20 protein-coding genes are annotated in these 24,563 nt (G+C 64.2%); 15 read left to right on the top strand and 5 right to left on the bottom strand.

From position 1 onward, the window contains the following. Positions 1-44: 44 nt before the first annotated feature. Entirely contained in the window at positions 45-1,220 is a 1,176-nt protein-coding gene (locus QUV25_RS03580; protein ID WP_300861364.1) for an alkane 1-monooxygenase, read from the bottom strand. A 137-nt stretch (positions 1,221-1,357) separates the two neighbouring features. Between QUV25_RS03580 and QUV25_RS03575 the strand changes: the two genes are divergently transcribed. From QUV25_RS03575 to QUV25_RS03540, 8 genes are all read left to right on the top strand, one after another. Beyond that, entirely contained in the window at positions 1,358-2,335 is a 978-nt protein-coding gene (locus QUV25_RS03575; protein ID WP_300861362.1) for an AraC family transcriptional regulator, read from the top strand. Positions 2,336-2,723: 388 nt separating this feature from the next. Continuing rightward, entirely contained in the window at positions 2,724-3,857 is a 1,134-nt protein-coding gene (locus QUV25_RS03570) for an MBL fold metallo-hydrolase (protein WP_300861361.1), read from the top strand. 81 nt (positions 3,858-3,938) lie between these two features. Next, positions 3,939-5,402, top strand: a complete 1,464-nt coding sequence (gene tldD / locus QUV25_RS03565) for a metalloprotease TldD (RefSeq protein ID WP_300861360.1) — start codon at positions 3,939-3,941, stop codon at positions 5,400-5,402. A gap of 132 nt (positions 5,403-5,534) precedes the next feature. Further along, entirely contained in the window at positions 5,535-6,410 is an 876-nt protein-coding gene (locus QUV25_RS03560) for a chromate resistance protein ChrB domain-containing protein (protein ID WP_300861358.1), read from the top strand. Further along, positions 6,407-7,774 (top strand): chromate efflux transporter, encoded by a 1,368-nt coding sequence (gene chrA, locus QUV25_RS03555; protein ID WP_300861357.1) that lies wholly within the window; start codon positions 6,407-6,409, stop codon positions 7,772-7,774. Before QUV25_RS03560 ends, chrA begins: the two co-directional genes overlap by 4 nt. Positions 7,775-8,002: 228 nt before the next feature. Further along, positions 8,003-9,136, top strand: a complete 1,134-nt coding sequence (locus QUV25_RS03550) for a 3-deoxy-7-phosphoheptulonate synthase (RefSeq protein ID WP_300861355.1) — start codon at positions 8,003-8,005, stop codon at positions 9,134-9,136. Between the two features lie 168 nt (positions 9,137-9,304). Then, positions 9,305-10,396 (top strand): hypothetical protein, encoded by a 1,092-nt coding sequence (locus tag QUV25_RS03545; RefSeq protein ID WP_300861353.1) that lies wholly within the window; start codon positions 9,305-9,307, stop codon positions 10,394-10,396. Between the two features lie 72 nt (positions 10,397-10,468). After that, positions 10,469-10,789, top strand: a complete 321-nt coding sequence (locus QUV25_RS03540) for a hypothetical protein (protein WP_300861352.1) — start codon at positions 10,469-10,471, stop codon at positions 10,787-10,789. 25 nt (positions 10,790-10,814) lie between these two features. On the opposite strand, the gene mpl is transcribed toward QUV25_RS03540, so the two are convergent. After that, the gene (mpl, locus tag QUV25_RS03535) at positions 10,815-12,323 is read right to left on the bottom strand and encodes a UDP-N-acetylmuramate:L-alanyl-gamma-D-glutamyl-meso-diaminopimelate ligase (RefSeq protein ID WP_300861350.1); all 1,509 of its coding nucleotides are present in this window, start codon (positions 12,321-12,323) and stop codon (positions 10,815-10,817) included. Between the two features lie 129 nt (positions 12,324-12,452). Here mpl and QUV25_RS03530 point away from each other — a divergent pair, with 129 nt between their 5' ends. The 7 genes from QUV25_RS03530 to QUV25_RS03500 all read left to right on the top strand — a co-directional run bounded on the left by QUV25_RS03530 (position 12,453) and on the right by QUV25_RS03500 (position 19,124). Next, positions 12,453-13,076, top strand: coding sequence for a hypothetical protein (locus QUV25_RS03530; protein ID WP_300861348.1), 624 nt, complete (start codon positions 12,453-12,455; stop codon positions 13,074-13,076). Further along, complete coding sequence (locus QUV25_RS03525) at positions 13,073-13,594, top strand: TlpA disulfide reductase family protein (RefSeq protein WP_366945630.1); 522 nt, start codon at positions 13,073-13,075, stop codon at positions 13,592-13,594. The genes QUV25_RS03530 and QUV25_RS03525 overlap by 4 nt, the downstream gene beginning before the upstream one ends. A 248-nt stretch (positions 13,595-13,842) precedes the next feature. Continuing rightward, the gene (gene accB, locus QUV25_RS03520; protein ID WP_300861346.1) at positions 13,843-14,301 is read left to right on the top strand and encodes an acetyl-CoA carboxylase biotin carboxyl carrier protein; all 459 of its coding nucleotides are present in this window, start codon (positions 13,843-13,845) and stop codon (positions 14,299-14,301) included. Between the two features lie 13 nt (positions 14,302-14,314). After that, the gene (gene accC / locus QUV25_RS03515) at positions 14,315-15,664 is read left to right on the top strand and encodes an acetyl-CoA carboxylase biotin carboxylase subunit (protein ID WP_300861344.1); all 1,350 of its coding nucleotides are present in this window, start codon (positions 14,315-14,317) and stop codon (positions 15,662-15,664) included. Between the two features lie 117 nt (positions 15,665-15,781). Further along, positions 15,782-16,666: a 50S ribosomal protein L11 methyltransferase gene (prmA, locus tag QUV25_RS03510; protein WP_300862007.1), complete on the top strand. Its 885-nt coding sequence runs from the start codon at positions 15,782-15,784 to the stop codon at positions 16,664-16,666. 60 nt (positions 16,667-16,726) lie between these two features. After that, positions 16,727-18,211 (top strand): DUF3426 domain-containing protein, encoded by a 1,485-nt coding sequence (locus tag QUV25_RS03505; RefSeq protein WP_300861342.1) that lies wholly within the window; start codon positions 16,727-16,729, stop codon positions 18,209-18,211. Between the two features lie 19 nt (positions 18,212-18,230). Next, the gene (locus QUV25_RS03500) at positions 18,231-19,124 is read left to right on the top strand and encodes a carbohydrate kinase family protein (RefSeq protein WP_300861341.1); all 894 of its coding nucleotides are present in this window, start codon (positions 18,231-18,233) and stop codon (positions 19,122-19,124) included. Between the two features lie 84 nt (positions 19,125-19,208). Here the strand turns inward: QUV25_RS03500 and QUV25_RS03495 are convergent, their stop codons facing one another. The 3 genes from QUV25_RS03495 to QUV25_RS03485 all read right to left on the bottom strand — a co-directional run bounded on the left by QUV25_RS03495 (position 19,209) and on the right by QUV25_RS03485 (position 24,153). Then, positions 19,209-19,739, bottom strand: a complete 531-nt coding sequence (locus QUV25_RS03495; RefSeq protein ID WP_300861340.1) for a histone H1-like DNA-binding protein — start codon at positions 19,737-19,739, stop codon at positions 19,209-19,211. 216 nt (positions 19,740-19,955) lie between these two features. After that, entirely contained in the window at positions 19,956-21,113 is a 1,158-nt protein-coding gene (locus QUV25_RS03490; protein WP_300861338.1) for a ribonucleotide-diphosphate reductase subunit beta, read from the bottom strand. 142 nt (positions 21,114-21,255) lie between these two features. Next, complete coding sequence (locus tag QUV25_RS03485; protein WP_300861336.1) at positions 21,256-24,153, bottom strand: ribonucleoside-diphosphate reductase subunit alpha; 2,898 nt, start codon at positions 24,151-24,153, stop codon at positions 21,256-21,258. Between the last annotated feature and the right edge of the window lie 410 nt (positions 24,154-24,563).

The following is a 24,563-nucleotide window of genomic DNA, read 5'->3' as shown; positions in this document are numbered from 1 at the left end:
GAATGTCCATGATCAAGGCGCAGCTGTGCGCCGACGGCCAGCCTTCAGGTGCTGGCGAGACCCAGACGTTGCATCAGCGCGTCGCGCTGCCCTGGCTGGAAGTTGATGCGTTCGGGGTCGGCGTGCACTGCCTGAGCCACGCGCGGATCCATCACGCGGAACCACAGTGGTGGCAGATAGGCGAGCAGAAACATACCGAAGTAGCCCGATGGCAGGCGCGGCAGGTCGGGGAAATCGCGCAGGCTCTGGTAGCCGCGTCTGGGGTGGGCATGGTGGTCCGAATGGCGTTGCAGCTGGAACACCACCAGATTGGAAACCAGGTGGTTGCTGTTCCAGGAGTGGTGCGGAGCGCAGCGTTCGTAGCGCCCATCGGCCTCGCGCCGGCGCTGCAGGCCGTAGTGTTCAATGTAGTTGGCCGAGGTCAGCTGGAAAGCTCCCCAGAACGCGACCAGCGGCAGAGCCGCAGCCATGGGAAACCCGTACATCGCGATCAGGCCGCCGTACAGGATCAGGGTGACCAGACCGGCCTGCAGGATTTCGTTGTCCGGGTGCCAGGCGCTCTGGCCGCGGCGGAACAAGCGGTTGGCTTCCAACGACCAGGCGCGCAAGAAGGCGCCCGGCATCTCGCGCAACATGAAGCGGTAGATGCTCTCGCCCAGCCGCGCCGAGGCCGGGTCTTCCGGAGTCGATACGTGGCGGTGGTGGCCGCGGTTGTGTTCGATGGAGAAGTGGCCGTAACCCCCCAGCGCGCTGTTGAACAGGGCGAGTTTGCGACCCAGCCAGTCTTGCTTGTGCCCGAGTTCGTGGCTGAGATTCAGGCCGAAGCCCAGCACGGATCCGGTGACCACGACCGTGGCCAGCCAGACGGCCGGCGGCAAGGTGTGGGTCGCGAGGAACACCAGGTTGAACAACACCGTACCCCAGAGCACCGGCACCGTCGCGTAAAGAATCCACCGGTAGTAGCCAGTGGCCTCCAGGGCAGGCACCTCTGCCTCGGGCGGGTTGGTCAGGTCTTCACCGATCAACCAGTCGGCCAGCGGGATGACGCCATAAAACAGCACCAGCGGCAGCGCGAACCACCAGAGGCTGGTAGCGCCCAGGGTGTGGGCCAACGTGCCAGTGGCCGCGACCCCTGGCCCGACCACCGACAGCAGCCAGCTCCAGCGCTTGCGATCGCGAAACTTGGGCTGTGTGGTCATGGACTGGAGGGGCAGGGGCATGCGTACATTCTGCGCATCGTGGCCGCCATTGCCCAGCGCGGCAAGCGCCATAAAATCGTCAAATAGTGCCAAGTCCCGCTTTCATGTCACCGCGAGCGGCCTCACCCGCCGAGTGGCTTCGACCAATTGTGCACCCCGTGTACGCCCGCCTGCTGTGCGCCGAAATGCGGCGGCGCGGCTGGTCGCCCGAGGTCCAGATGCAAGGCACAGGTATGGATTGGAACGCTTTGCACACCGGGCAGGCATTCCTGAGCCTGGCGCAGTTGCAGCGGCTGGTATCGCGCGCCCTAGAGCTCAGTCAGGACCCTGCGCTGGGCCTGGCGGTGGGCCTGTCGACCGAGCTGGCCAGCCACGGCGCGCTGGGCTTTGCGGCCCTTTCGGCGCCTCGCCTGGGTGGGGCCCTGGCCCTGCTGCCGCGCTACAGCGGCCTGCGCCTGCAACTGGCTGCGTTCGCCCTTGAGATCGGAACCGAAACAGCAGTCCTGCGTCTGGATGAGCGGCTGGACGATCCATCGCTGCGGGCCTACGTGCTGGGCCACATCACAGGCGCGCTGCTGCGTTTGCTGCAGTCGGTGACCGGTCAAGATTCGGGGCCGCTGATTGCGCTGCACTGGCCACTGCCGCGCGGGCCGGAGGCAGACGCCCTGCTGGCTGCGGCGCCCGAAGTGCATTGGAGTGCAACCGGCTGGCGCATGGAATTCGCTGCGACCTTGCTGCAGGCGCCCACGTTGGCGCCGGACGCGCAGGCGCACCGCGAGGCGCTGCGCAGTTGCGACGAGCACCTGGCCCGCGGCCCCGATGGTGGGCTGACCCAGCGCCTTCGTCTGCACCTGCTGGCCTGCGATTCGGATTTTCCGAACGTGCAGCAGATGGCTGCGATCGAAGGCTTGTCGGCGCGCAGCCTGATCCGGCACCTGCGCGACGAGGGCACGCGCTACCAGACCCTTCTCGACCAGACCCGGGCCGACCTCGCTTGCTGGCTGCTGGCCCAGACCGAGCAGCCGGTGGAGAGAATCGCCGCCCGCCTGGGCTTTGCCGACCCGAGCAACTTCAGCCGCAGCTTTCGCCGCTGGTGCGGCACCACGCCGCGGGCGTTTCGCCAGTCGGCGCGATAGAGCGTTTAGCGCATTGCCCCTTTGGCTGGTGGCCGAAACAAGGCCATGACCCGCGGCAGCTTTGCCCAGACTAGCGATGCCGTGGCTGTCACATCGGTCGCCTCTGGCACCTCGTGCGTAGATTGGTTGATTCGCAGGGCATCCCAGAAAATGGGTCGAATAAGCCCAGGTGTTCTGCCCCGCAGATCGCGGACCGATGAAACCGCGTCTTCACCTCAGTCGCCGTGCGGCAAATCCGCGCTACAGCACCTTCCATTGCTGTGGTTTGCGCCTGGTGCTTGACACGAATCGATCCCTTTCATTTCATGCAAGCATTGAAGGGACAGAACCAAGGGGCTGCGGCAGGCTGCTACCCTCGGTTTTTGTTTTTGATACGGGCCAATCCACCATGCAGTCACTGGGCAAGCGCGCCGCCGGGGAACGGCTGGAACGCATGCGCGCTTCGCCCTTGTGGCAAGGCGACGGTTTTCGCAACCGGCATCCGATTCTGCCGGGACTGCGCGACGCTTCGGTGGCCATGCCATCGGCGAAAGATTTCCTGCTGGGTGGCGAGCGGCGCGTGCCGGATGCGCCACTTCCATCCGTCGACCCGCGACCGGTCTGGCGCCGCCCACCAGACAGCGGCCTGCGCGCGACCTGGCTGGGCCATTCGACGGTGCTGCTGGAAATGGACGGCTACCGCGTGCTCACCGACCCGGTCTGGGGCAAACGCGCGTCCCCTTTTGCGCTGCTGGGCCCCAAACGCTTCCAGCCGGTGCCGCTTCGACTTCGCCAGATGCCCGAGGTGGACGTGGTCGTGATTTCGCACGACCACTACGATCATCTCGATTACCCGACGATCCGCGCGCTCGCCCGCCACAGCGCGGTGCCGTTTGTCACCTCGCTGGGGGTGGGAGCGCACCTGCAGGCCTGGGGCGTGGCGCCCGAGCGCATCACCGAGCTTGACTGGTGGGAGACCCACCGGGTGCCTGGCACTGGCCTCTCGATCACGGCCGCGCCGTCGCAACATTTTTCCGGACGCGGCCTCAAGGACCGCAACGCCACGCTCTGGTCGTCCCTGGTGATGCGCAGCGAGGGCCATGCCGTGTTTTTCAGTGGCGACACCGGGCTCACCACCGAATACATCGCCATCCGCGACCGCCTCGGCCCGTTTGATCTGGTGATGCTCGAAGTGGGTGCCTTCCATCCTGCCTGGGGCGATATCCACCTGGGCCCGCTCAACGCCCTCAAGGCCCACACATTGCTCGGTGGCGGCGCATTCATGCCGGTGCATTGGGGCACCTTCAGCCTCGCCATGCACGCCTGGGACGAGCCAGCCGACACCTTGCTGGCCCGTGCTTCAGCCCCTGAGCAGCTCCTGATGCCGCGGCTGGGTGAAGCGGTCGATCCCGCACATGCCCGCCCGTTGCAGCCCTGGTGGCGCCAGCCAGGCGAGCAGCGGGGAGTGCCCGTGAAGCCGATGGAGGAAACTCCCGCGCTCGAAGGTGAGCCGAAGCGCGAACTGCCCTGGCCGCTGGATTGAAGACGCAGCGGGCCGCCAGGCGCTTGCCCGCCGTGTCCATGCTGGCTTCAAGGCTGGCATCACCTCCCTACAATGGACCACATGATTGCTCGTGAACCCACCATCGCCCGCCTCAGCAGCGCCCAAGAACTCCTGCTGGATCCTTATGGCCTGAGCCCTGCGCACCTGCAGCGGGCGCTGGGCGAAATCATGTCGCACGGCGTGGACGACGCCGACTTGTATTTCCAGTACACCCGAAGCGAGGGCTGGAGTCTGGAGGAGGGCATCGTCAAGACCGGCAGCTTCAGCATCGACCAGGGCGTTGGCGTGCGCGCGGTCAGCGGCGAAAAAACGGCGTTCGCCTACTCGGACGACCTGTCCTGGGCCTCGCTGCTCGACGCCGCGCACACGGTGCGCACCATTTCCGGCCAGGGCCAGAACCGGCGCGTCAAGCGCGCACCGGCGGTGAAGGTCGCCAAGACGCGTTCGCTTTACCCCGGCGTGGACCCGATCGCCACGCTGGACAGCACGGCCAAAGTGGCTCTGCTGGAGAAGGTGGAGAAACTGGCCAAGGCCAAGGACCCGCGTGTGGTGCAGGTCATGGCTGGGCTGGCCAGCGAATACGACGTGGTGCTGGTGGCGCGGGCCGACGGCACTCTGGCGGCCGATGTGCGCCCGTTGATCCGCCTCTCGGTCACCGTGATCGCCGAACAGAAGGGCCGGCGCGAAATGGGGTCTTCTGGTGGAGGTGGCCGGTTTGGCCTGGATTACTTCGACGAAGCTTTGGTGCAGTCGTATGTGGACGAAGCGGTGGGCTACGCGCTGACCAACCTCGACGCGCGGCCCGCGCCAGCAGGCGAAATGGTGGTGGTGCTGGGCTCGGGCTGGCCAGGCATTCTGTTGCACGAAGCCGTGGGCCATGGCCTGGAAGGCGACTTCAACCGCAAAGGCTCCAGCGCGTTCGCCGGCAAGATCGGCAAGCGGGTGGCGGCCAAGGGCGTCACGGTGCTGGACGACGGCACCATTGCCGACCGCCGCGGCTCACTCAACGTGGATGACGAAGGCCATCCCTCGCAGAAAAACGTGCTGATCGAAGACGGCATCCTGCGGGGCTACATTCAGGATTCGATGAATGCCCGCCTCATGGGCGTGAAGCCCACCGGCAACGGCCGCCGCGAGAGCTACGCCCACGTACCCATGCCGCGCATGACCAACACCTACATGCTGGGCGGCGACAAGAGCCCGGACGAAATCGTGGCCAGCATCAAGAAAGGCCTGTATGCCACCAACTTCGGCGGCGGTCAGGTCGACATCACCAGCGGCAAATTCGTGTTCTCCGCCAGCCAGGCCTACTGGGTGGAAAACGGCCAGATCCAGTATCCGGTGAAAGGCGCGACCCTGGTGGGCAACGGCCCGGATGCCCTCACCCGCGTGAGCATGATCGGCAATGACATGAAGCTCGACAGCGGCGTGGGCACCTGCGGCAAGGAAGGCCAGAGCGTGCCGGTGGGCGTGGGTCAACCCACCCTGCGCATCGACGGCCTGACGGTGGGTGGCACCGCCTGACGGGGTTTGTCGGAATTGGTGTGAGCGAGGCTGTTAGTATCGATCAGACGGGAAAACAGCCTCCCGAGTTCTTTAGGGAATAGACGGTTTTCGTCCAAGTGCTGGCAACCACTTTTTGTGGACACGCCAACCATGGAAACCGCCAACACGGCAGCCGCCGACCTCTGTTTGACCCCCAGCGCCTTTGCCGCGCTGCTGGGCCGACCCGATACCCCTCTGATTCTGGATGTGCGCCACCCCGAGCGCTTTGCCTTGAGTCCCTCGTTGCTGCCCTCAGCGATGCATGTGGCGCCTCAAGTCTTGGCCGACTGGCTGAAAGATCGCCCTGCGCAGTCCGCTGTTGTGTACTGCGTTTACGGACACGAGCTCAGCCAGAATGCCGCTGTTCAGTTGCGCAACGCAGGCTGGGCTGCGCGCTACTTGCTCGGTGGGATCGAGGGTGGTGAGCCCGGTGTGGACGGTTCCGCGCTGATACAGGCTCTGAGCGCAGCGCCTGCACCGCTGATTCGAAAGCGCCCAGACCTTGGCGTCACCGGCATCGGCGGTTCCCGATGGGTTACCCGGGCTGGCCCCAAGATCGACCGCGTCGCCTGCCCCTGGCTGATCCGCCGCTTCATTGACCGGGACGCGGCGTTTTTCTACGTCCCTGCTGACGAGGTGCTGGCTCAGACTGCGTTGAGGCAGGCAGTGGCCTTCGACATTCCCGGGGTGCCGATCGCGCACGAAGGGGAGCGATGCAGCTTCGATGCCTTGCTCGGCGCCTTCGGCCTGAGCTTGCCAGCGCTGGATCTGTTGGCCGCGATCGTTCGCGGGGCCGACACCGACCGGCTGGACCTGGCCCCACCGGCTGCAGGTTTGCTGGCAGTGTCTTTGGGCATGGCGCGCCGCCACGCGACCGACGACCGCGCCATGCTGGAAGCCATGGTGCCGGTGTACGACGCCCTGTACGCCTGGTGCCTCGACCAGGTCGACGGCAACTTGGAAGCCCACAACTGGAGCCCGCAATGACAGCGCAGCACAGCGTGGGTTTCTGGGAAGCTCTGCGTTTCTGGCTCAAGTTGGGCTTCATCAGTTTTGGCGGCCCAGCCGGTCAGATCGCCGTGATGCACAAGGAACTGGTGGTGGAGAAGCGCTGGATCAGCGAACAGCGCTTTTTGCATGCGCTGAACTACTGCATGCTGCTGCCGGGACCTGAGGCGCAGCAGCTGGCCACCTACATCGGCTGGCTGCTGCACCGCACTTGGGGTGGCGTCGTGGCAGGCGCGCTGTTCGTATTGCCCTCACTGGTGATCCTGATCACCCTGAGCTGGATTTACGTCGCCTTTGGCCATGTGCCCTGGGTGGCGGGGCTGTTCTATGGCATCAAGCCGGCAGTGGCGGCGCTGGTGCTTCAGGCTGTGCACCGCATGGGCGGAAAAACGCTTCGTCATCCTTCGCAGGCGCCGTTGCTGTGGCTGATCGCTCTGGGGAGTTTCATCGCCATCGGCTTGTTTTCCCTGCCGTTTCCGGCCATCGTCCTGGCGGCGCTGACGGCGGGCTGGCTGGGTGGACGGTTCGCACCGCGACAGTTTTCGCCACCAAGAAGTGCACATGCCAGCGGGATTGCCCGGACCAAGCCTCTTCCGGCCTTGATTGACGACCTCACGCCGGTGCCTGACCACGCACGCTTCAGCCGCGGCAGGCTGGCTCGCGTGCTGACAGCGGGCGCGGCTCTGTGGCTGCTGCCGATGGGTGTTTTGGTGGCCTGGCAGGGCTGGGGTGGCACGCTGGCGGCGATGGGATGGTTCTTCACCAAGGCGGCATTGCTCACGTTTGGCGGCGCCTACGCAGTCCTTCCGTATGTCTACCAGGGGGCTGTGGTCGAGCACGGATGGCTGCTCGGGCCGCAGATGATCGATGGCTTGGCACTCGGTGAAACCACGCCCGGACCGCTGATCATGGTCGTGGCCTTTGTCGGTTTCCTGGGGGGATGGGGGCAGCAGGTGCTCGGGCCGGGTGCCTTGTTCCTCGGTGGCGCGCTGGCTGCCGCAGTGGTGACCTGGTTCACCTTTCTGCCCTCGTTTCTGTTCATCCTGGCCGGTGGTCCGCTGGTGGAGAGTACGCATGGCAAGCTGCATTTCACCGCACCCATGATGGCCATCACTGCGGCTGTGGTGGGCGTGATCGCGAGCCTTGCCATGTTTTTCCTCAGCCATGTGCTCTGGCGCGAAACGGTGCGGGGCGACTGGCTTGGTCGGCTGGACTGGGTCGCGCTGGGCATGGTGGTCCTGGCTGCGGTGGCGCTGATCGGGTTCAAGCAGGGCGTGGTTCGAGTGATCCTGTCCAGTGCGCTGGCGGGCTGGCTTTTTCAGACGGTGGGCTGGGTAGGATGATGTCGCGTCAGCCCGGCGTCAATTCGGCTGTGCTACATTGCAGCGTCATGCAAGCACGAGTCGCCTTCAGCTTCTTTTATTTTTGGTTCTCAGTCCCAGGCGGACGAGAGGCGAGGCTGTAAGCGCATCACCGAATCTCGATCAAACCGCCGGGCGACATTACCCGGCGGTTTTTTTTGGTCTGTTGGTTTCCTTCTTTTTCTTAGAACGTTTTCAGGAGTCATCGCGATGAATGCCAAGTCAACCACTCTCAGCCAGGATGCCTGGCACGCCCGTCCCGTCGACAAGACCAGCCAGACCGACGACGAACGCATCAAAGACATCACCGTGCTGCCACCTCCTGAACACTTGATCCGCTTCTTCCCGATCGGCGGCACGTCGGTCGAAGACCTGATCACCCGAACCCGCCAGCGTATCCATCGCATCCTGCACGGCATGGACGATCGCTTGCTGGTGGTGATTGGCCCGTGCTCCATCCACGATCCGGCGGCGGCACTGGACTATGCGCGCCGCCTGCAGCCGCTGCGCGAAAAATACGCCGACACGCTGGAGATTGTCATGCGCGTCTATTTCGAAAAGCCGCGCACCACCGTGGGCTGGAAGGGGCTCATCAACGACCCTTACCTGGATGAGAGCTATCGCATCGACGAAGGCCTTCGCATCGCGCGCCAGCTGCTGATCGAGATCAACCGCATGGGCCTGCCGGCCGGCAGCGAATTCCTCGATGTGATTTCGCCGCAGTACATCGGCGACCTGATCGCCTGGGGCGCTATTGGTGCGCGCACCACCGAAAGCCAGGTGCACCGAGAGCTGGCCTCTGGCTTGTCAGCACCGATCGGCTTCAAGAACGGCACCGACGGCAACATCCGTATCGCCACCGATGCGATCCAGGCCGCGGCGCGGGGCCACCATTTCCTCTCGGTGCACAAGAACGGCCAGGTGGCGGTGGTGCAGACTCAGGGAAACCCCGATTGCCACGTGATCCTGCGCGGTGGCAAAGCACCCAACTACGACGCGGTCCATGTCGCTGCCGCAGTGAAAGACCTTGAGTCTGCCAAGCTCATGCCGCGCCTGATGGTCGATTGCAGCCACGCCAACAGCAGCAAGCAGCACGAAAAGCAGCTCGACGTGGCGCGCGACATCGCGGCGCAGATCGAAGGAGGCTCGCGCAGCGTATTCGGCCTGATGATCGAAAGTCACATCGAGGCGGGGGCGCAGAAGTTCACCCCCGGCAAGGACAACGTGAAGAAGCTGGCCTACGGACAGAGCATCACCGACGCCTGCCTGGGGTGGAGCGATTCGGAGCTGGCCCTCTCGATCCTGTCGCAGGCCGTGAAAACCGCACGCAGCCGAAGCCGCTGACGACACAGGATGCCCGACGACTTTGTCACGCTGCCCCCCTCGGGATGACCCTACAACCCCGGTTTGTCTTGGTGAAGCGTTGAGCGCTTGATATTCTGCTGTGGCTGGTCGCAGGCCACTCGGGGATTGCGGTGTCGGCTTGAACGCCTTAACAGAGAGGACGCGAGGGTGGAACAACCGGTATTGCGGCTCGGGCTGCTGGGCTTTCCCGACGCAGCGGCTCAGCGGGTAATGTCCTGGGCGGCGCACGCGCAGCCTGGCTGGCCGCAGTGGCGAGAAAGTGATCCGCACCGGGCCGATGCCTGGATGATTTTCGGCAGCTCGGTCGAGGTGCTCGGCCGCGACTCGCTGGTGGTGCGCCATCCACTGACGTCGGGAGCCCGCCTCACGCTCAACCGCGCCGAAGTTGATCGACCGCTCGCTTTTGCCAACCCGCTGCCAGAAGGTTTTGCGTCCGCCGAGTTCTTCGAGTCTGACGTGGAAAAAAGTGTGCGCCAGCGGTTGCAGCGCTTCGAGGCCTGGCTTCGTCCCTTGCGCACCCAGTTCGCGCTCGGCGCCCAGCTGGTGGAACGGGTGGGCAAGTACAAGGGTGGCATTGTGCACATCACCCACGACAACAAGCTGATCGCGGTGATCGACCTGGATCGCTGGAAAGCCGGTATCCACATCCCAGCGCGACCGGTGGATCTGGCCATGGCTGAATGGATCCGTCGCCCGGCGCTGGCCAACGACATCCCCTCTTCCTTCATCCGGTTGTCAGTACACCAGATCATGTGGACCTACGCCGTGCGCACGCTGCGTGACGTGCTGCCAGCGCGCTACCGTGAGCAGACGATCTACCTGCGCCGCATTCCGCCGATGGCGCCGCGCTGGTTTGACGATGTGCATCTGCTCATCATGCGCGAGCTCATGATGCGCCCGGGCAAGCTGAGCGAGCTGCTGGACCGCACGTGCCTCGCACCCGATGCGTTGGCCCATCATCTGGCATCGCTGTATTTCGCTGGCGGGATCACCACAGATGCCGACAGCGCGCGGCGCGCCGAGCCCAAGGTGCGTCGAGCGCTGGTTGCTCTGCACCTCGATCAGTCGGTACCCGACCACGACCCCCGTGCAATGGGTGTCCCCAACGGGGTCAACTCGGAGTTTGGTGCCCCATCCAGCATCTTGCGAGACGGCCAGCATTCGCCGCTGCGACCGGTTCAATCCCGGGCGCCCGACCCGACGTTGCCCATGCCGCTACCGGAGCAGGGCGAAGACTGAAGGCTGAAGTGTTGAAGCGGCACAATCGGAGGGCTGTTACCCTCCCGGGTACATCCAGAAGGAGTCGATTGCATGCGCAGCCAAGTCACCGTGAGCTGGAGCGACACAGCCACTTACCGTTTTGATCTGGAAGAAGTTCAGCCCATGCCTCACGAGCAGGCACGAGCCTGGCTGGACGAGCAGTTCACCGTCCTGGAATGCGAGCCGATCCGGCTGACGGGCAAGGTGCTTACTGCCGACAAGGTGCTGGGGGTGGCGCAGGCGGCCGGCCAGGGCCGTTTCCGCGATGCCGCCCACCACGATTGGGCCGAGACCTATGCGCGGGCGACCAGCGCGGCGCTGGCCAAGCCGGTGGTGTTGGTCGACCTGGCGACGATGTCGGTCGGCTACTGACCCGCGCGGCCAGCCCGCGGATCTTTCAAGCCTCGCCCAGAGCGGCCAGAAGCTTGGCGTGCACGCCGCCAAAACCGCCATTGCTCATGCACACGATGTGGTCGCCTCCTCGAGCGGCGGCCCTGACCTGTGCCACCAGCTCGTCGACGTTGTTCGCCACCCGGGCACGCTCGCCCAGGGGCAGAAGCGCGTGCGCCGCGTCCCAGTCCAGCCCGCCAGTGTGGCAAAACGCCAGGTCGGCGGCATCCAGGCTCCAGGCCAGCTGTGACCTCATCGTGCCCAGCTTCATGGTGTTGCTGCGCGGCTCGAACACCGCCAGGATGCGGCCACGGGGTGCGCCGGACTGGTCCAGCCGGCGCCGCAGGCCGTCGAGCGTGGTTCGGATCGCCGTGGGGTGGTGCGCAAAGTCGTCGTACACGGAGATCGGCAACCCCTGTTTTTGCACGGTGCCGCGCAGCTCCATGCGCCGGCGCACATTCTCGAATTGAGCCAGTGCCTGTGCGGCGACGTCGGGTGCCACGCCCACGTGGTCAGCGGCGGCGATCGCCGCCAGCGCATTGAGCTGGTTGTGTACACCGGTGAGTGACCATTCAACCCGTGCCACCACCTCGCCGCGCCGGAGCACATCGAAGGCGTGGGGTTCGCCCTGGGCGGTGAAGTCGCTCACCGCCGCACCAAAACTCCGCAGTTCGCTCCAAAGGCCCTGGTGCAGTACGCGCTCCAGCGCCTCTTCCAGCCCATTGACCACCACACGGCCCGATGCGGGCACGGTGCGGACCAGATGGTGGAACTGGCGCTCGATCGCGGCCAGGTTCTCGAAGATGTCGGCGTGGTCGAATTCCAGGTTGTTCAGGATGGCGGTGCGCGGTCGGTAGTGCACGAACTTGCTGCGCTTGTCAAAGAACGCGGTGTCGTATTCGTCCGCTTCGATGACGAAACATGGCCCCCACGCTCCGCCGCTTCGCGGGTCGCTGCCCCCCGAAGGGGCTGACCTTGCCTGGGGCGGCCCTGCGCTGCGGTCGGTTGCCCCCACGTTACCTACTGCGCGCGGGTCGCTGCCCCCGAGCCTTGCCGACACACCAAAGTTCATCGGCACGCCCCCGATCAGAAAACCAGGCTGCAGTCCGGCCTGCTCCAGGATCCAGGCCAGCATGGCGGTGGTGGTGGTCTTGCCGTGGGTGCCGGCCACGGCCAGTACATGGCGACCTTGCAGCACATGCTCTGCCAGCCATTGAGGCCCGCTGGTGTAGGGCGCTCCGGCGTCCAGGATCGCTTCCATGAGTGGAAATTTGGGTGTGCCATCGGGCTGGCGCGCACGGCTGACCACGTTGCCCACCACGTACATGTCGGGCGCCAGCGCCATCTGGTCGGCATCAAAGCCTTCGATCAGGTCGATGCCCAGCGCACGCAGCTGGTCGCTCATGGGCGGATAGACGCCCGCGTCGCAACCGGTCACGCGGTGCCCGGCCTCGCGGGCCAGCGCCGCCAGCCCGCCCATGAAGGTGCCGCAGATTCCCAGAATGTGTATGTGCATGCCGAGATTCTAGGAGGCTGCGGAGCCGGGCCTGCGCGGCAGTCTGGCCGAGCGGCAGGGACCGAGTGCGCTCCATGAACCATGTCACCCCGCATGGAGGGGAGAACCGGCAGCGTTCACAATAGCGCGATGGATCTGACCCGAAGCGATGCCTGCACCGAGCTGGCCCAGGTGGCTGCCAGACTGGTGGTGGACGATGGTCTGGCGTTCGCGGCAGCCAAGCGCCAGGCCGTCCGACAGCTGGGCCTGCCTGCCCGCACCGCCCTGCCCGACAACGCCTCCGTGGATGCTGCGGTGCGAGAGCACATCGCCATTTTTTGCGCCGACTCCCAGCCCGCCGAGCTGCTGGCCCTGCGAGAGCTGGCGCTGGTCTGGATGGACCGGCTGGCCGCCTTCAACCCGCACCTGGGCGGCGCTGTCTGGCACGGCACAGCCACACGGCACAGCGACATCCACCTGCACCTGTTCTGCGAAGATTCCAAATCGGCCGAATGGGCCCTGATCGACCAGCGGGTGGACTACCGGGCGGGTGAAGCCCCCGGTTGGCGGGGCATGCCGGTTTCGACGCTGACCGTGCGCTGCCGAGCCGAAACAATGGATCAGTGGGTGATGGTGCACCTGCTGGTGCACGATCTGGACGACCTGCGAGGCGCGCTCAAGGCTGACGCGCAAGGTCGTAAGCCGCGTGGCCCTGCGCAAGCCTTGCGCGGGCTGATGAACATGGCGGTGGATGCACCGGAGGAGAGACTGTGAACCGTCGTCAATGGTCAATGGCGGGCGTTGCGCTGGCGGCGGGGGCCGCGGGTGCAGGCGTGGCCTGGTGGCGGTTTCAGCCGCACGCGGTGCAGGACGGCGCGATGGCGGTCTTCTGGGCCAGCCAGTTCGAAGGCCCTAACGGCGAGCGGGTGGATCTCCAGGCCTGGCGCGGTCGCCCTCTGCTGGTCAACTTCTGGGCCACCTGGTGTCCGCCCTGCGTGGAGGAGCTGCCCATGCTCAACGCGTTCCACACCCAGCACGCGGCGCGCGGCTGGCAGGTGCTGGGCCTGGCGGTGGATCAGCCCAGCGCGGTGCGCCGCTTCATGGAGAAACTGCCCCTCGTGTTCCCGGTCGGCATGGCTGGACTGGCCGGCACCGAACTCAGTCGTACGCTGGGCAATGCGTCCGGCGCCTTGCCGTTCACCGTGGTGATGGGGCGCGATGGTGCGGTTTTGCACCGCAAACTGGGCAAGGTGTCTCAGGCCGATCTGGATGCCTGGGCGCAGCTGGCCTGAGTCGCCCAGAGCGGCGAACAGCTGGGTCTTGTGCCGCCAAATGCGCTCAAAAAAAGGTAAAGTGCTTGGATTGAGGTTGGTTGGCCAGCTTCGAATCAGGCGACTTCGGGTTCTGAAGCCTTTGCCAGGGTGACCTGATCGCTCCTGCATGGGGTACACTGCGCCACCCCGTCAGGCCGAAGATTTCAGAAATTCATCGAAGATGGGTTCTTTTGAATTCTATTTGGCCGATTTTCGTTGGAGAAATCATGGATTTGAGAAAACTGAAGACGCTGATCGATCTCGTCTCGGAATCGAACGTGTCCGAGCTGGAGATCACCGAAGCCGAGGGCAAGGTGCGCATTGTCAAGAGCATGCCGCCTGCTGCTGGCGGACCCGTGGCCTACGCCTTGGCCCCCACCGCCGCGCCGGCGGTGCCGGTCGCTGCCGAGGTGGCGCCGGTCGTGGCCGCTGTGGCGGAGCCCGCGCCCTCGGGTCACATCGTGAAGTCGCCCATGGTGGGCACCTTCTACCGCGCCTCCAGCCCGGGCGCCAAGCCCTTTGTGGAAATCGGCGACACGATCAAGGAAGGCGAGACCATCTGCATCGTCGAGGCCATGAAAATCCTCAACGAAATCGAGGCCGACAAGTCCGGCACCGTGACACAAATCCTGGTCGAGAACGGGCAGGCTGTGGAGTATGGCCAGCCGCTGTACGTGATCGAATAAGGACTGTCGACGCATGTTCAAAAAAATCCTGATTGCGAACCGGGGTGAGATCGCCTTGCGCGTGCAGCGCGCCTGCCGAGAAATGGGCATCAAGGCGGTCATGGTGTATTCCGAGGCCGACCGCGATGCCAAGTACATCCGTCTGGCCGATGAAGCGGTCTGCATCGGTCCGGCGCCTTCGGGCCTGAGCTACCTGAGCATGCCAGCCATCATCTCGGCCGCCGAGGTGACCGACGCCGAAGCCATCCACCCCGGCTATGGTTTCCTGAGCGAAAACGCCGACTTTGCCGAACGGGTGGAGAAAAGCGGCTTCACCTTCATCGGGCCCACGCCCGAGTCGATCCGGCTCATGGGTGACAAGGTGTCGGCCAAGCAGGCCATGATCCGCGCCGGCGTGCCCTGCGTGCCTGGCTCCGAAGGGGCGCTGCCAGCCGACCCGGCCGTGATCAAACGAACCGCCAAGGCCATTGGCTACCCGGTCATCATCAAGGCCGCTGGCGGCGGCGGTGGTCGGGGTATGCGCGTGGTGCACACCGAGGCGGCACTGCTGCACGCGGTGCAGACCACCAAAGCGGAGGCGGGGGCGGCGTTTGGCAACCCCGAGGTCTACATGGAGAAGTTCCTCCAGAACCCGCGCCACATCGAGATCCAAGTGATGGCCGATACCCATCGCAACGCGGTGTACTTGGGTGAGCGCGACTGTTCGATGCAGCGGCGTCACCAGAAGGTGATTGAAGAAGCGCCAGCGCCAGGCATCCCGCGCCGCGCGATCGAGAAGATTGGCGACCGTTGTGCGGCCGCCTGCAAAAAGATCGGCTACCGCGGCGCGGGCACCTTCGAGTTCCTGTTTGAAAACGGCGAGTTCTATTTCATCGAGATGAACACGCGGGTACAGGTCGAACACCCGGTGACGGAGTGGATCACCGGCGTGGACATCGTTCGAACCCAGATCGCAGTGGCGGCGGGCGAGAAGCTGCCGTTCACCCAGCGCCAGGTGCAGCTGCGCGGTCACGCCATCGAGTGCCGCATCAACGCCGAAGACGCGTATAAGTTCACCCCGTCGCCAGGCCGCATCACCGCCTGGCATACGCCGGGTGGTCCAGGCGTTCGCGTGGACTCGCATGCTTATGCCAACTACGTGGTGCCGCCCAATTACGACTCCATGATCGGCAAGATCATCGTGCATGGCGACACCCGCGAGCAGGCGCTGGCGCGCATGCGCACGGCGCTGGCCGAGACGGTGATCGAAGGCATCAAGACCAACATCCCGCTGCACCGCGAGCTCATGGTGGACGCCAGCTTCGTGGCCGGTGGCACCAACATCCATTACCTGGAAGAGTGGTTGTCGCAGCGGGAACGCTGACGCCCCCTCGCGCCGAACCTGCGGTGCGTCATGCCCCCAGGGGACAAGACCTGCGGCCTGGCATAGCCAGTTTCGCGGTGTTCTGGAACAACCTTGCTTCGTTTCTTCATGTCTTCTCTGTTTGAACTGATTCTGAAAGTGCCCGAGGCCGCCGTCGAGGCGGTCTGCGATGCGCTTGATGCGCTGGATGCGCAAAGCGTCACGGTAGAAGATGCGGATGCCATGACGCCTGCCGAGCAGGCCTTGTTTGGCGAGCCGGACATGCCGCCGCCCAAGGCAGGCTGGAACCAGTCGCGCGTGGTCGCGCTGTTTGCGCAGGAGGTTGGTGCACGGGAGGCGGCCGTGCTGTTGCAGGCGCAGGACTTTTTTGAGGGCTGTGTGGTGCTGGGTGTGCAACCGGTGCCCGAGCAGGACTGGGTGCGGCTGACCCAGTCGCAATTTGCCCCGGTGGAGATCACGTCCACGTTCTGGATCGTGCCCACCTGGCACGAACCGCCCGCGGTGGCTCGCGAGGTGATCCGGCTCGACCCCGGGTTGGCCTTTGGCACCGGCACCCACCCCACCACCCGCATGTGCCTGCGCTGGACCGCCCGCCGCGACTGGGCCGGGCAGCGGGTGCTCGACTACGGTTGCGGATCGGGCATCCTGGCCATGGGCGCGGCGCGTTTTGGCGCGACGGACATTGTGGCGGTGGACATCGACCCCGCAGCTGTGGAGTCGACCCGGCTCAATGCGCAGGCCAATCGGGTCACGTTGATGGCAGGGCTGCCCGATCTGGCCCAAGGCGAGTTTGAGTTGGTGCTGGCCAACATCCTCGCCACACCGCTCAAGGTGCTGGCGCCGTTGCTGTGCGCCCATGTGGCGCCCGGTGGCCATCTGGTGCTGGCGGGCATTCTGTCGCGGCAAGCCGGTGAGCTGACCGAGGCATTTGCACCCTGGCTTGTGCTGACGGTCGCTGACGAAGAGGATGGGTGGGTGCTGATGACTGCGCAGCGCGGTTGAGGGATCCAGACAAGGCCCGGAGGCCCGGGAGACCAGTCCACCGCCTGCAATAATCGCTGCATGAGTCTCACCACCCGCTGTCCGGCCTGCGCGACGACCTTCCGAGTCGTTCCCGATCAGCTGAAACTCTCTGACGGCTGGGTGCGCTGCGGCCACTGCGCCGACGTGTTCGACGCCACACGCTACCTGGAGACCTGGACGCCGCCGGAGCCACAGACCGCAGCAGCGGGCGCTGGTCAGTCGGAGGATCTGCCGGAGCCGTCCAACGATTCGTCCGTCGGTTCAAGCCCGGATGCCGGGGTTGAGCATGCGCCGTTTCCCGCGGTGATCGAGGCTACCGATCCGGTTGCACCCCCTTTCTGGCAGCCGCCTGCGCATGAGTTTGGTGTCGGGCTGGGCGACATGCCCGTTGTCAACCGACCCGAGGACAAGCCCGAGCCCATGTCACAGGCTCCACGGTCCTCAGCGCCTCGTGCTGACCCGGCGACGGATGCGTCAGCGGCTAAGTGGGAGCCAATCGCCGAGGCCGATCTGCCTGTGGATGACCTGGCAGGTGCGCCGCCTTCTGCAGATCCGCAAGGCTTTGAGCCGACCGACATTGCACCGCTGGACGATGGGCCGCAAGCAGGCGCGGCCTCGTTTCCCGAGCCCGACAAAAGAGACGAGCTGGATCGTTTGCTGGATCGGGTTCTGAGCGAAGAGACACCTCTGGAGTCGGAGCATGTTGCGCCTGATGCGCCGTGGTCTGAGGCTTCGCCGACCAAGGTGGCACCGCCTGACCGCGATCCTGCTTCGGCCAGCGCCAGCGAGCCGACAACGTCATTAGGGGGCGAAGGTGAAGACAGCGCCGACTTCCATGCCGACCTGCAGCGCTATGCGGCCAGCCTCAAGCAGACTGACCCGGCCGTGTTGCGACCGGTCAAGGCGAAACCGGTAGAGTCGCCGCCGGCACGTGCGCCCGAGCCGGTTCGATTTGCTGACGATGACGACGACTTGGACGACGGCGGGGGCCAGCCTGCAACCGATGAACCGGAGTTTGTCCGGCAGGCCCGCCGGCGTGCGTTCTGGCAGTCGCCGGCCATGCGCGCGGTGCTGCTGCTGGTGGCGCTGTTGCTCGCGGCCGTGCTCGCCGGGCAATGGGCACTGCACGAGCGCGATCGCCTTGCGGCGGTGCAGCCCGATCTCAAGCCCTGGCTGGTCCGTTTGTGCGAACCACTGGGTTGCCAGGTGCAGTCGTTGCGCGACATCGATGCCATCGTGATCGACAGCTCGACGCTGGTGCGTCGGCTGGGCAATTTCTATTCGTTCGACCTGGTGCTCAAGAACACTTCGTCTTTCGCCTTGGCCGTGCCTGCGCTGGAACTCAGCCTCACCGATACCGGTGACGCCGTGATTTCGCGCCGCGTGTTCCTGCCCGAGGAGCTGCCTGGCGTGCCGACGCTCCTGCCGCCTCAAGGCAGCGTGCCGGTGAGCCTGCGTCTCTCGCTCGCGGTGGGCGACCAGCTGCCCATGTCGGGCTACCGGGCCCTGGTTTTTTATCCCTGACTTTCAACCTGGAAATTTCATGTCCATTCTGGTTTGCGGCTCGCTCGCTTTTGACACCATCATGACCTTTGAGGGGCGCTTCTCCGAGCAAATCCTGCCCAGCCAACTGCACATCCTCAATGTGTCGTTTCTGGTGCCTGCGCTTCGGCGCGAATACGGTGGATGTGCCGGAAACATCGCCTACGGGTTGCGCCAGCTCGGCAGCGAAGCGGTGCCGCTGGCCACGTTGGGCAATGACGGTCAGGACTACCTGGAGCGCCTGCAGGCGCTGGGAGTGGACACCCGCCATGTGGCCACCACTGGCGAGAGCTATACCGCGCAGGCCATGATCATGACCGACCGCGACAACAACCAGATCACGGCGTTCCACCCGGGGGCCATGTCCTTCGCGCATGACAACGCCGTACCAGCGCGCAGTGACATCCGCCTGGCCATCATCTCGCCCGACGGCCGCGACGCCATGCTGAGCCACGCCGAGCAGTTGCATGCGGCCGGTATTCCCTTTGTGTTCGATCCTGGTCAGGGCCTGCCCATGTTCAGTGGCCCCGAGCTGGCGCACTTCGTTTCGCTGGCGACCTGGGTCACGGTCAATGATTACGAGGGGCGCATGTTGTGCGACCGCACCGGACTCTCGCTTGAAGCGCTGTCTGGTCAGGTGCGGGGGCTGGTGGTGACCCTGGGCGAACAAGGATGCGAGGTGTGGGAGTCGGGTCAGCGCTCGCTGGTGCCGGGCATTCCTGCCGCCGAGGTACTCGACCCCACCGGCTGTGGTGACGCCTTTCGTGCCGCTTTGCTGCATGGCCTGGCGCAGGACTGGGATCTGGTGCGCTGCGTGTCTCTGGGCAACCGAATTGGCGCGGTCAAGATCGCGAGTCGGGGTGGGCAGAACTACCGCTTTGATCCGTCGGCCTGAAGCGCTGGCCACCTGGTCGCCCGGCGTCCATAAAAAAACCCGGTGTTTTCACACCGGGCTCTTCAAGTCATCGCAGGGACGACTTCAGGGCTTGCTGGACGTCGGAAACGGCCAGGCAGCCTGAGGGTTCAGCTTGGTTTGAGCTGCAGGTGCCGCAGGGGCTGCCGGCTTCTTGGCCGGCTCAGCTTTTTTTGCGGGGGCTGCCTTTTTCGGAGCAGCCTTTTTCACAGCCGCTTTTTTGGCAGGGGCTGCTTTCTTGGGCGCAGCCTTTTTCGGTGCGGCCTTCTTGGCGGCCACTTTCTTCGGCGCAGCCTTCTTTGGTGCAGCTTTCTTAACGACCTTCTTCACGGTCTTTTTGGCGGCGACGGCTTTCTTGACGACAGCCTTCTTCACCGCCGCAGCCTTCTTCACCACGGCCTTTTTCGCCGGTGCTGCCTTCTTCACAGCCTTCTTGACCGCCGCTACTTTCTTAACGACAGCCTTCTTCACCGCAGCGGCTTTCTTAGCGGCCGGTTTCTTCGCAGCCGCTGCCTTCTTCACAGCGGGTTTCTTTGTGGCCGCAGGGGCCTTTTTTGCCGGGGCTTTTTTGGCCGGGGCTTTTTTCGCAGTTGCCATTGTTTTCTCCTTGATCAAGTTGCAAAGAGCACTTCAGCCGATCTTGACGCCGGTGAAGTGATTCAGCCACCTGGGGTCGTGGGAATGCATCCCCGAAGGACCCCAGAGGGTTGAATCCTGTGACAGAGCCCCGAGCGCAACGCCAAGGCGTTGTGAGCGGGGTTCTGATTGTCTGAAAAACATGTGAGAAATGGATGCAGCCCCGGTGCGTTGATTTCAGTCCCAGGACAGGGCGCCGCCTGTCTGGTACTCGATCACGCGGGTCTCGAAGAAATTGCGTTCCTTCTTGAGGTCGATCATTTCGCTCATCCAGGGGAACGGATTTTCTTCATTCGGGAACATCGGCTCCAGACCGATCTGCGTGGCGCGCCGGTTGGCGATGTAGCGCAGGTAGCCCTTGAACATGGAGGCGTTCATGCCGAGCACGCCGCGCGGCATGGTGTCTTCGGCATACCGGTACTCCAGCTCGACCGCCTTCATGAACAGTTCTTTGACTTCAGCCTTGAACTCGGCTGTCCACAACATCGGGTTCTCCATCTTGATCGCGTTGATCAGGTCGATGCCGAAATTGCAGTGCATGGACTCGTCGCGCAGGATGTACTGGTACTGCTCTGCGGCGCCGGTCATCTTGTTCTGGCGACCCAGCGCCAGGATCTGGGTGAACCCGACGTAGAAGAACAGGCCTTCCATCAGACACGCAAAGACGATCAGGCTCTTGAGCAGGGTCTGGTCGGTTTCGTGGGTGCCGGTGTGGAAATTCGGATCGCTGATGGCCTCGATGAACGGGATCAGAAACGTGTCCTTGTCTCGGATGGACTGGACTTCGTTGTAGGCGTTGAAGATCTCGGACTCGTCCAGCCCGAGCGACTCCACGATGTACTGGTAGGCGTGGGTGTGAATCGCTTCTTCGAAGGCCTGGCGGAGCAGGAACTGGCGGCATTCGGGCGCAGTGATGTGGCGGTAGGTGCCCAGCACGATGTTGTTGGCGGCCAGCGAATCGGCGGTGACGAAAAAGCCGAGGTTGCGCTTGACGATGCGGCGCTCGTCTTCGGTCAGACCGTTGGGATCCTTCCAGAGCGCGATGTCGCGGCTCATGTTCACTTCCTGCGGCATCCAGTGATTGGCGCAGGTGGCGAGGTATTTTTCCCAAGCCCACTTGTACTTGAACGGCACCAGCTGGTTGACGTCGGTCTGGCCGTTGATGATGCGCTTATCTGCTGCATTGACGCGCTTGGCTGCGGGAGCTTCGCTGATGCGTGCCGCGGAGGGCGTTGGCGTCGGGGACACTGAGGCTTGCGAACCCGGCATCGCGGGTGGCAGTGGCATGGTTGCAGGCTTCGGAGAGTGAGTGACTTGCTCGTCCCAGGTCAACATAGAGGTGTCCAATTCAAACGATTATCGAAGCGTCCGCACGAATTGCAAAGAACTCATGCAGATGACGCGTGTTTTTTGTTGCGATGTCGCATCGAATGCGCAGCGTTTGCGCACAGCGACACACACATCACGTGTTGGTTGTTCACTGGCAGGCTTCGCAGCCTGGATCGTCGATGGCACAAAACTTCACGTCGGTGGCTGGCTCGGCACTCATCGTTGCAGCGCTGGCTGCAGACGTGTCGCTGTGGATCGCCACGGCATTGAGCTGACCGGTGCGGCCCGTGGATTTTTCCGCCTGCGTAGCCGATGAGGTGCGCAGGTAGTAGGTGGTCTTCAAACCGCGCAACCAGGCCAGCTTGTAGGTGTCATCGAGCTTCTTGCCTGACGCGCCTGCCATGTAGATGTTCAGGCTTTGCGCCTGATCGATCCATTTCTGGCGGCGTGCGGCGGCTTCCACCAGCCACAGCGGCTCGATCTCGAATGCGGTGGCGTACAAGGCCTTGATGTTTTGCGGCACGCGATCGATTGGGCGCAAGGAGCCGTCGAAGTGCTTGAGGTCCATGACCATCACGTCGTCCCACAGACCCAGCCGCTTCAGGTCTTTCACCAAGTAGCTGTTGATCACCGTGAATTCACCCGACAGGTTGGACTTCACCGACAGGTTGCCGAAGCAAGGCTCGATGGAGGCGTCCACGCCGATGATGTTGGAGATGGTGGCGGTCGGAGCGATGGCTACGCAGTTGGAGTTGCGCATGCCGTCGGCAGCGATCTTCTTGCGCAGCGTTTCCCAGTCCAGGCTGCTGGAGCGGTCCACATCCACATAGCCACCGCGCTCACGCGCCAGCAGATCCAGCGTGTCGCAGGGCAGGATGCCCTGGTCCCACAGGGAGCCCTTGTAGCTGGCGTAGCGGCCGCGCTCGCGGGCGAGTTCGGTGGATGCCCAGTAGGCGTAGTAGCAGACGGCTTCCATCGATCGGTCGGCGAACTCCACGGCCTCGTTGGAGGCGTAGGCGATGCGCTGCGCGTACAGCGCATCCTGGAAACCCATGATCCCCAGGCCGACCGGACGGTGACGCATGTTGGAGTCGCGCGCTTTCTTCACCGCGTAGTAGTTGATGTCGATCACGTTGTCGAGCATGCGCATCGCGGTCTTGATCGTGACCTGCAGCTTCTCGTGGTCGAGCACCTGGGTGCCGTCGGCGTCAGCCTTCAGGTGCTGCAGCAGGTTGATGGAGCCGAGGTTGCAGACCGCCGTCTCGGTGTCGCTGGTGTTGAGCGTGATCTCGGTGCAGAGGTTGGAGCTGTGAACCACTCCGGCGTGTTGCTGCGGGCTGCGGACGTTGCAGGCATCCTTGAAGGTGATCCAGGGATGGCCGGTCTCGAACAGCATCGAGAGCATCTTGCGCCACATGTCGGTGGCGGGTACCTTGCGGTAGGGCTTGATCTCGCCTCGTGCAGCCTTCTCTTCGTAGGCCACATAGGCCTTCTCGAAGTCGGCGCCGAAGCGGTCATGCAGGTCGGGCACGCTGTTGGGTGAGAACAGGCTCCACTCGCCCTTTTCCATCACGCGCTTCATGAACAGGTCGGGAATCCAGTTCGCGGTGTTCATGTCGTGGGTGCGGCGGCGGTCATCGCCGGTGTTCTTGCGCAGCTCCAGGAATTCTTCGATGTCCAGGTGCCAGCTTTCCAGGTAGGTGCAGACAGCACCCTTGCGCTTGCCACCCTGGTTGACGGCGACAGCGGTGTCGTTGACCACCTTGAGGAAAGGCACCACACCTTGCGATTCGCCGTTGGTGCCCTTGATGTGGGCGCCCAGAGCGCGCACGCGCGTCCAGTCGTTGCCCAGGCCGCCCGCGAACTTGGACAGCAGCGCATTTTCCTTGATCGACTCATAGATGCCGTCCAGGTCGTCGGGCACGGTGGTCAGGTAGCAGCTGGAGAGCTGCGAGCGCAGCGTACCGGCGTTGAACAGCGTGGGTGTGGACGACATGAAGTCGAACGAGGACAGCACCTCATAGAACTCGATGGCGCGCGCTTCGCGATCCACTTCATTGAGCGAGAGGCCCATGGCCACGCGCATGAAAAATGCCTGGGGCAGTTCGATGCGGCTCTTGCGCACATGCAAAAAGTAGCGGTCATACAGGGTTTGCAGGCCAAGGTAGTCGAACTGCAGATCGCGCTCGGGCTTGAGCGCAGCGCCCAGGCGGGCCAGATCGAATTGCTGCAATTTTTCGTCGAGCAGCTCGTGCTGCACACCCTTCTTGATGAACTGAGGGAAGTAGTCGGCGTAGCGAGCACCCATCTCGGTCGCGGGCACTTCTTCGCCCAGCACCTCTTTCACGATGGTGTGCAGCAACAGGCGGGCGGTGGCGTAGGTGTAGTCGGGGTCCTTTTCGATCAGGGTGCGCGCGGCAAGGATGGAGGCCTTGTAGACCTCTTCCATCGGCACGCCGTCGTACAGGTTGCGCTTGGTCTCGGCCACGATGGGGTCGGCCTTGACGTCGGCACCCAGGCCCACGCAGGCGGCTTCGATCAGACCCTGGAGGCGGGCAAGGTCCAGTGGCACCCGTTCGCCACCGTCGAGCACGTGCAGCGTCGCTTCAGCCGGCTGAACCGCCTTGACCTGATGAGCGCGTTCCTGGCTGCGCCGCTCCCGATACAGCACGTAGGCTCGCGCCACTTCGTGGTGTTCGCCGCGCATCAGGCCCAGTTCCACGTGGTCTTGCACGTCTTCGATGTGGAAGGTGCCGCCGCCGGGACGCGAGCGCATCAGGGCCCGCACCACGGCTTGCGTGAGTTCGTCCACCGTTTCGCGCACGCTGGCCGACGCCGCGCCCTGGGTGCCGTGCACCGCGAGGAATGCCTTCATCAACGCCACTGCGATCTTGCTGGGCTCGAACGACACCACAGCGCCATTGCGTCGGATGATCTGGTACTGCGCGAATACCGCGCTGGAAGCTGCCAGGGAGGAGGACGCGGGCGCACCCTGGGACTGAGCCTTGGGGGCAGTGGCGGCGTGGGGCGTTGCAGCGATTTGCATGTTTCCTCTTTCGTTTGTTGTGGTGTGGCGGTGGTCGTTGCGTGGCGCTGTGTCAGCTGCTGGCGATGGCTGCCGCGGGGTTCAGGCAGGAGGTCCGGGAAGGTGACCGCTGTTCAGGGCAGCTCTTGATGCACGTTTGGCGCAAAACGCAGCAGACACTATATCTGGTGTGCGGAGTCGGTTCAAGCCACTACCGGTAGTGTTTGTGGAAAAACATCCTTCCGTTGCCAGATGGATGTTTTGCCACGCCGGGCGCGATCTGCGCTCATCGCCTGGTGGACGTTGCGCGCATCGGCGTGCAGTGAGCAGCAATGTTGATTCACGGAAAACAGCGCCACTGCAGACGCGAGGTTCGAGCGGATTTGCCAGCGTGGCCCGCAAAAACACTGGGCTGCGGGCGGGCGCTGGTG

Source organism: Hydrogenophaga sp. (assembly GCF_030373245.1).
Taxonomy (GTDB): Bacteria; Pseudomonadota; Gammaproteobacteria; order Burkholderiales; family Burkholderiaceae_C; genus Hydrogenophaga.
The sequence above is the reverse complement of the archived record's forward strand: the minus strand, read 5'-3'. Positions and strand labels throughout refer to the sequence as shown.

Bases quoted from the DNA above. Each gene is read 5' to 3' on its own strand.
- QUV25_RS03500 (WP_300861341.1), top strand. From the start codon at position 18,231: ATGTCCATTCTGGTTTGCGGCTCGCTCGCTTTTGACACCATCATGACC.
- QUV25_RS03495 (WP_300861340.1), bottom strand. From the start codon at position 19,739: ATGGCAACTGCGAAAAAAGCCCCGGCCAAAAAAGCCCCGGCAAAAAAG.
- accC (WP_300861344.1), top strand. From the start codon at position 14,315: ATGTTCAAAAAAATCCTGATTGCGAACCGGGGTGAGATCGCCTTGCGC.
- QUV25_RS03580 (WP_300861364.1), bottom strand. From the start codon at position 1,220: ATGCCCCTGCCCCTCCAGTCCATGACCACACAGCCCAAGTTTCGCGAT.
- QUV25_RS03505 (WP_300861342.1), top strand. From the start codon at position 16,727: ATGAGTCTCACCACCCGCTGTCCGGCCTGCGCGACGACCTTCCGAGTC.
- accB (WP_300861346.1), top strand. From the start codon at position 13,843: ATGGATTTGAGAAAACTGAAGACGCTGATCGATCTCGTCTCGGAATCG.
- QUV25_RS03570 (WP_300861361.1), top strand. From the start codon at position 2,724: ATGCAGTCACTGGGCAAGCGCGCCGCCGGGGAACGGCTGGAACGCATG.
- QUV25_RS03560 (WP_300861358.1), top strand. From the start codon at position 5,535: ATGGAAACCGCCAACACGGCAGCCGCCGACCTCTGTTTGACCCCCAGC.
- QUV25_RS03490 (WP_300861338.1), bottom strand. From the start codon at position 21,113: ATGTTGACCTGGGACGAGCAAGTCACTCACTCTCCGAAGCCTGCAACC.
- chrA (WP_300861357.1), top strand. From the start codon at position 6,407: ATGACAGCGCAGCACAGCGTGGGTTTCTGGGAAGCTCTGCGTTTCTGG.
- QUV25_RS03530 (WP_300861348.1), top strand. From the start codon at position 12,453: ATGGATCTGACCCGAAGCGATGCCTGCACCGAGCTGGCCCAGGTGGCT.
- QUV25_RS03550 (WP_300861355.1), top strand. From the start codon at position 8,003: ATGAATGCCAAGTCAACCACTCTCAGCCAGGATGCCTGGCACGCCCGT.
- mpl (WP_300861350.1), bottom strand. From the start codon at position 12,323: ATGCACATACACATTCTGGGAATCTGCGGCACCTTCATGGGCGGGCTG.
- QUV25_RS03540 (WP_300861352.1), top strand. From the start codon at position 10,469: ATGCGCAGCCAAGTCACCGTGAGCTGGAGCGACACAGCCACTTACCGT.
- tldD (WP_300861360.1), top strand. From the start codon at position 3,939: ATGATTGCTCGTGAACCCACCATCGCCCGCCTCAGCAGCGCCCAAGAA.
- QUV25_RS03485 (WP_300861336.1), bottom strand. From the start codon at position 24,153: ATGCAAATCGCTGCAACGCCCCACGCCGCCACTGCCCCCAAGGCTCAG.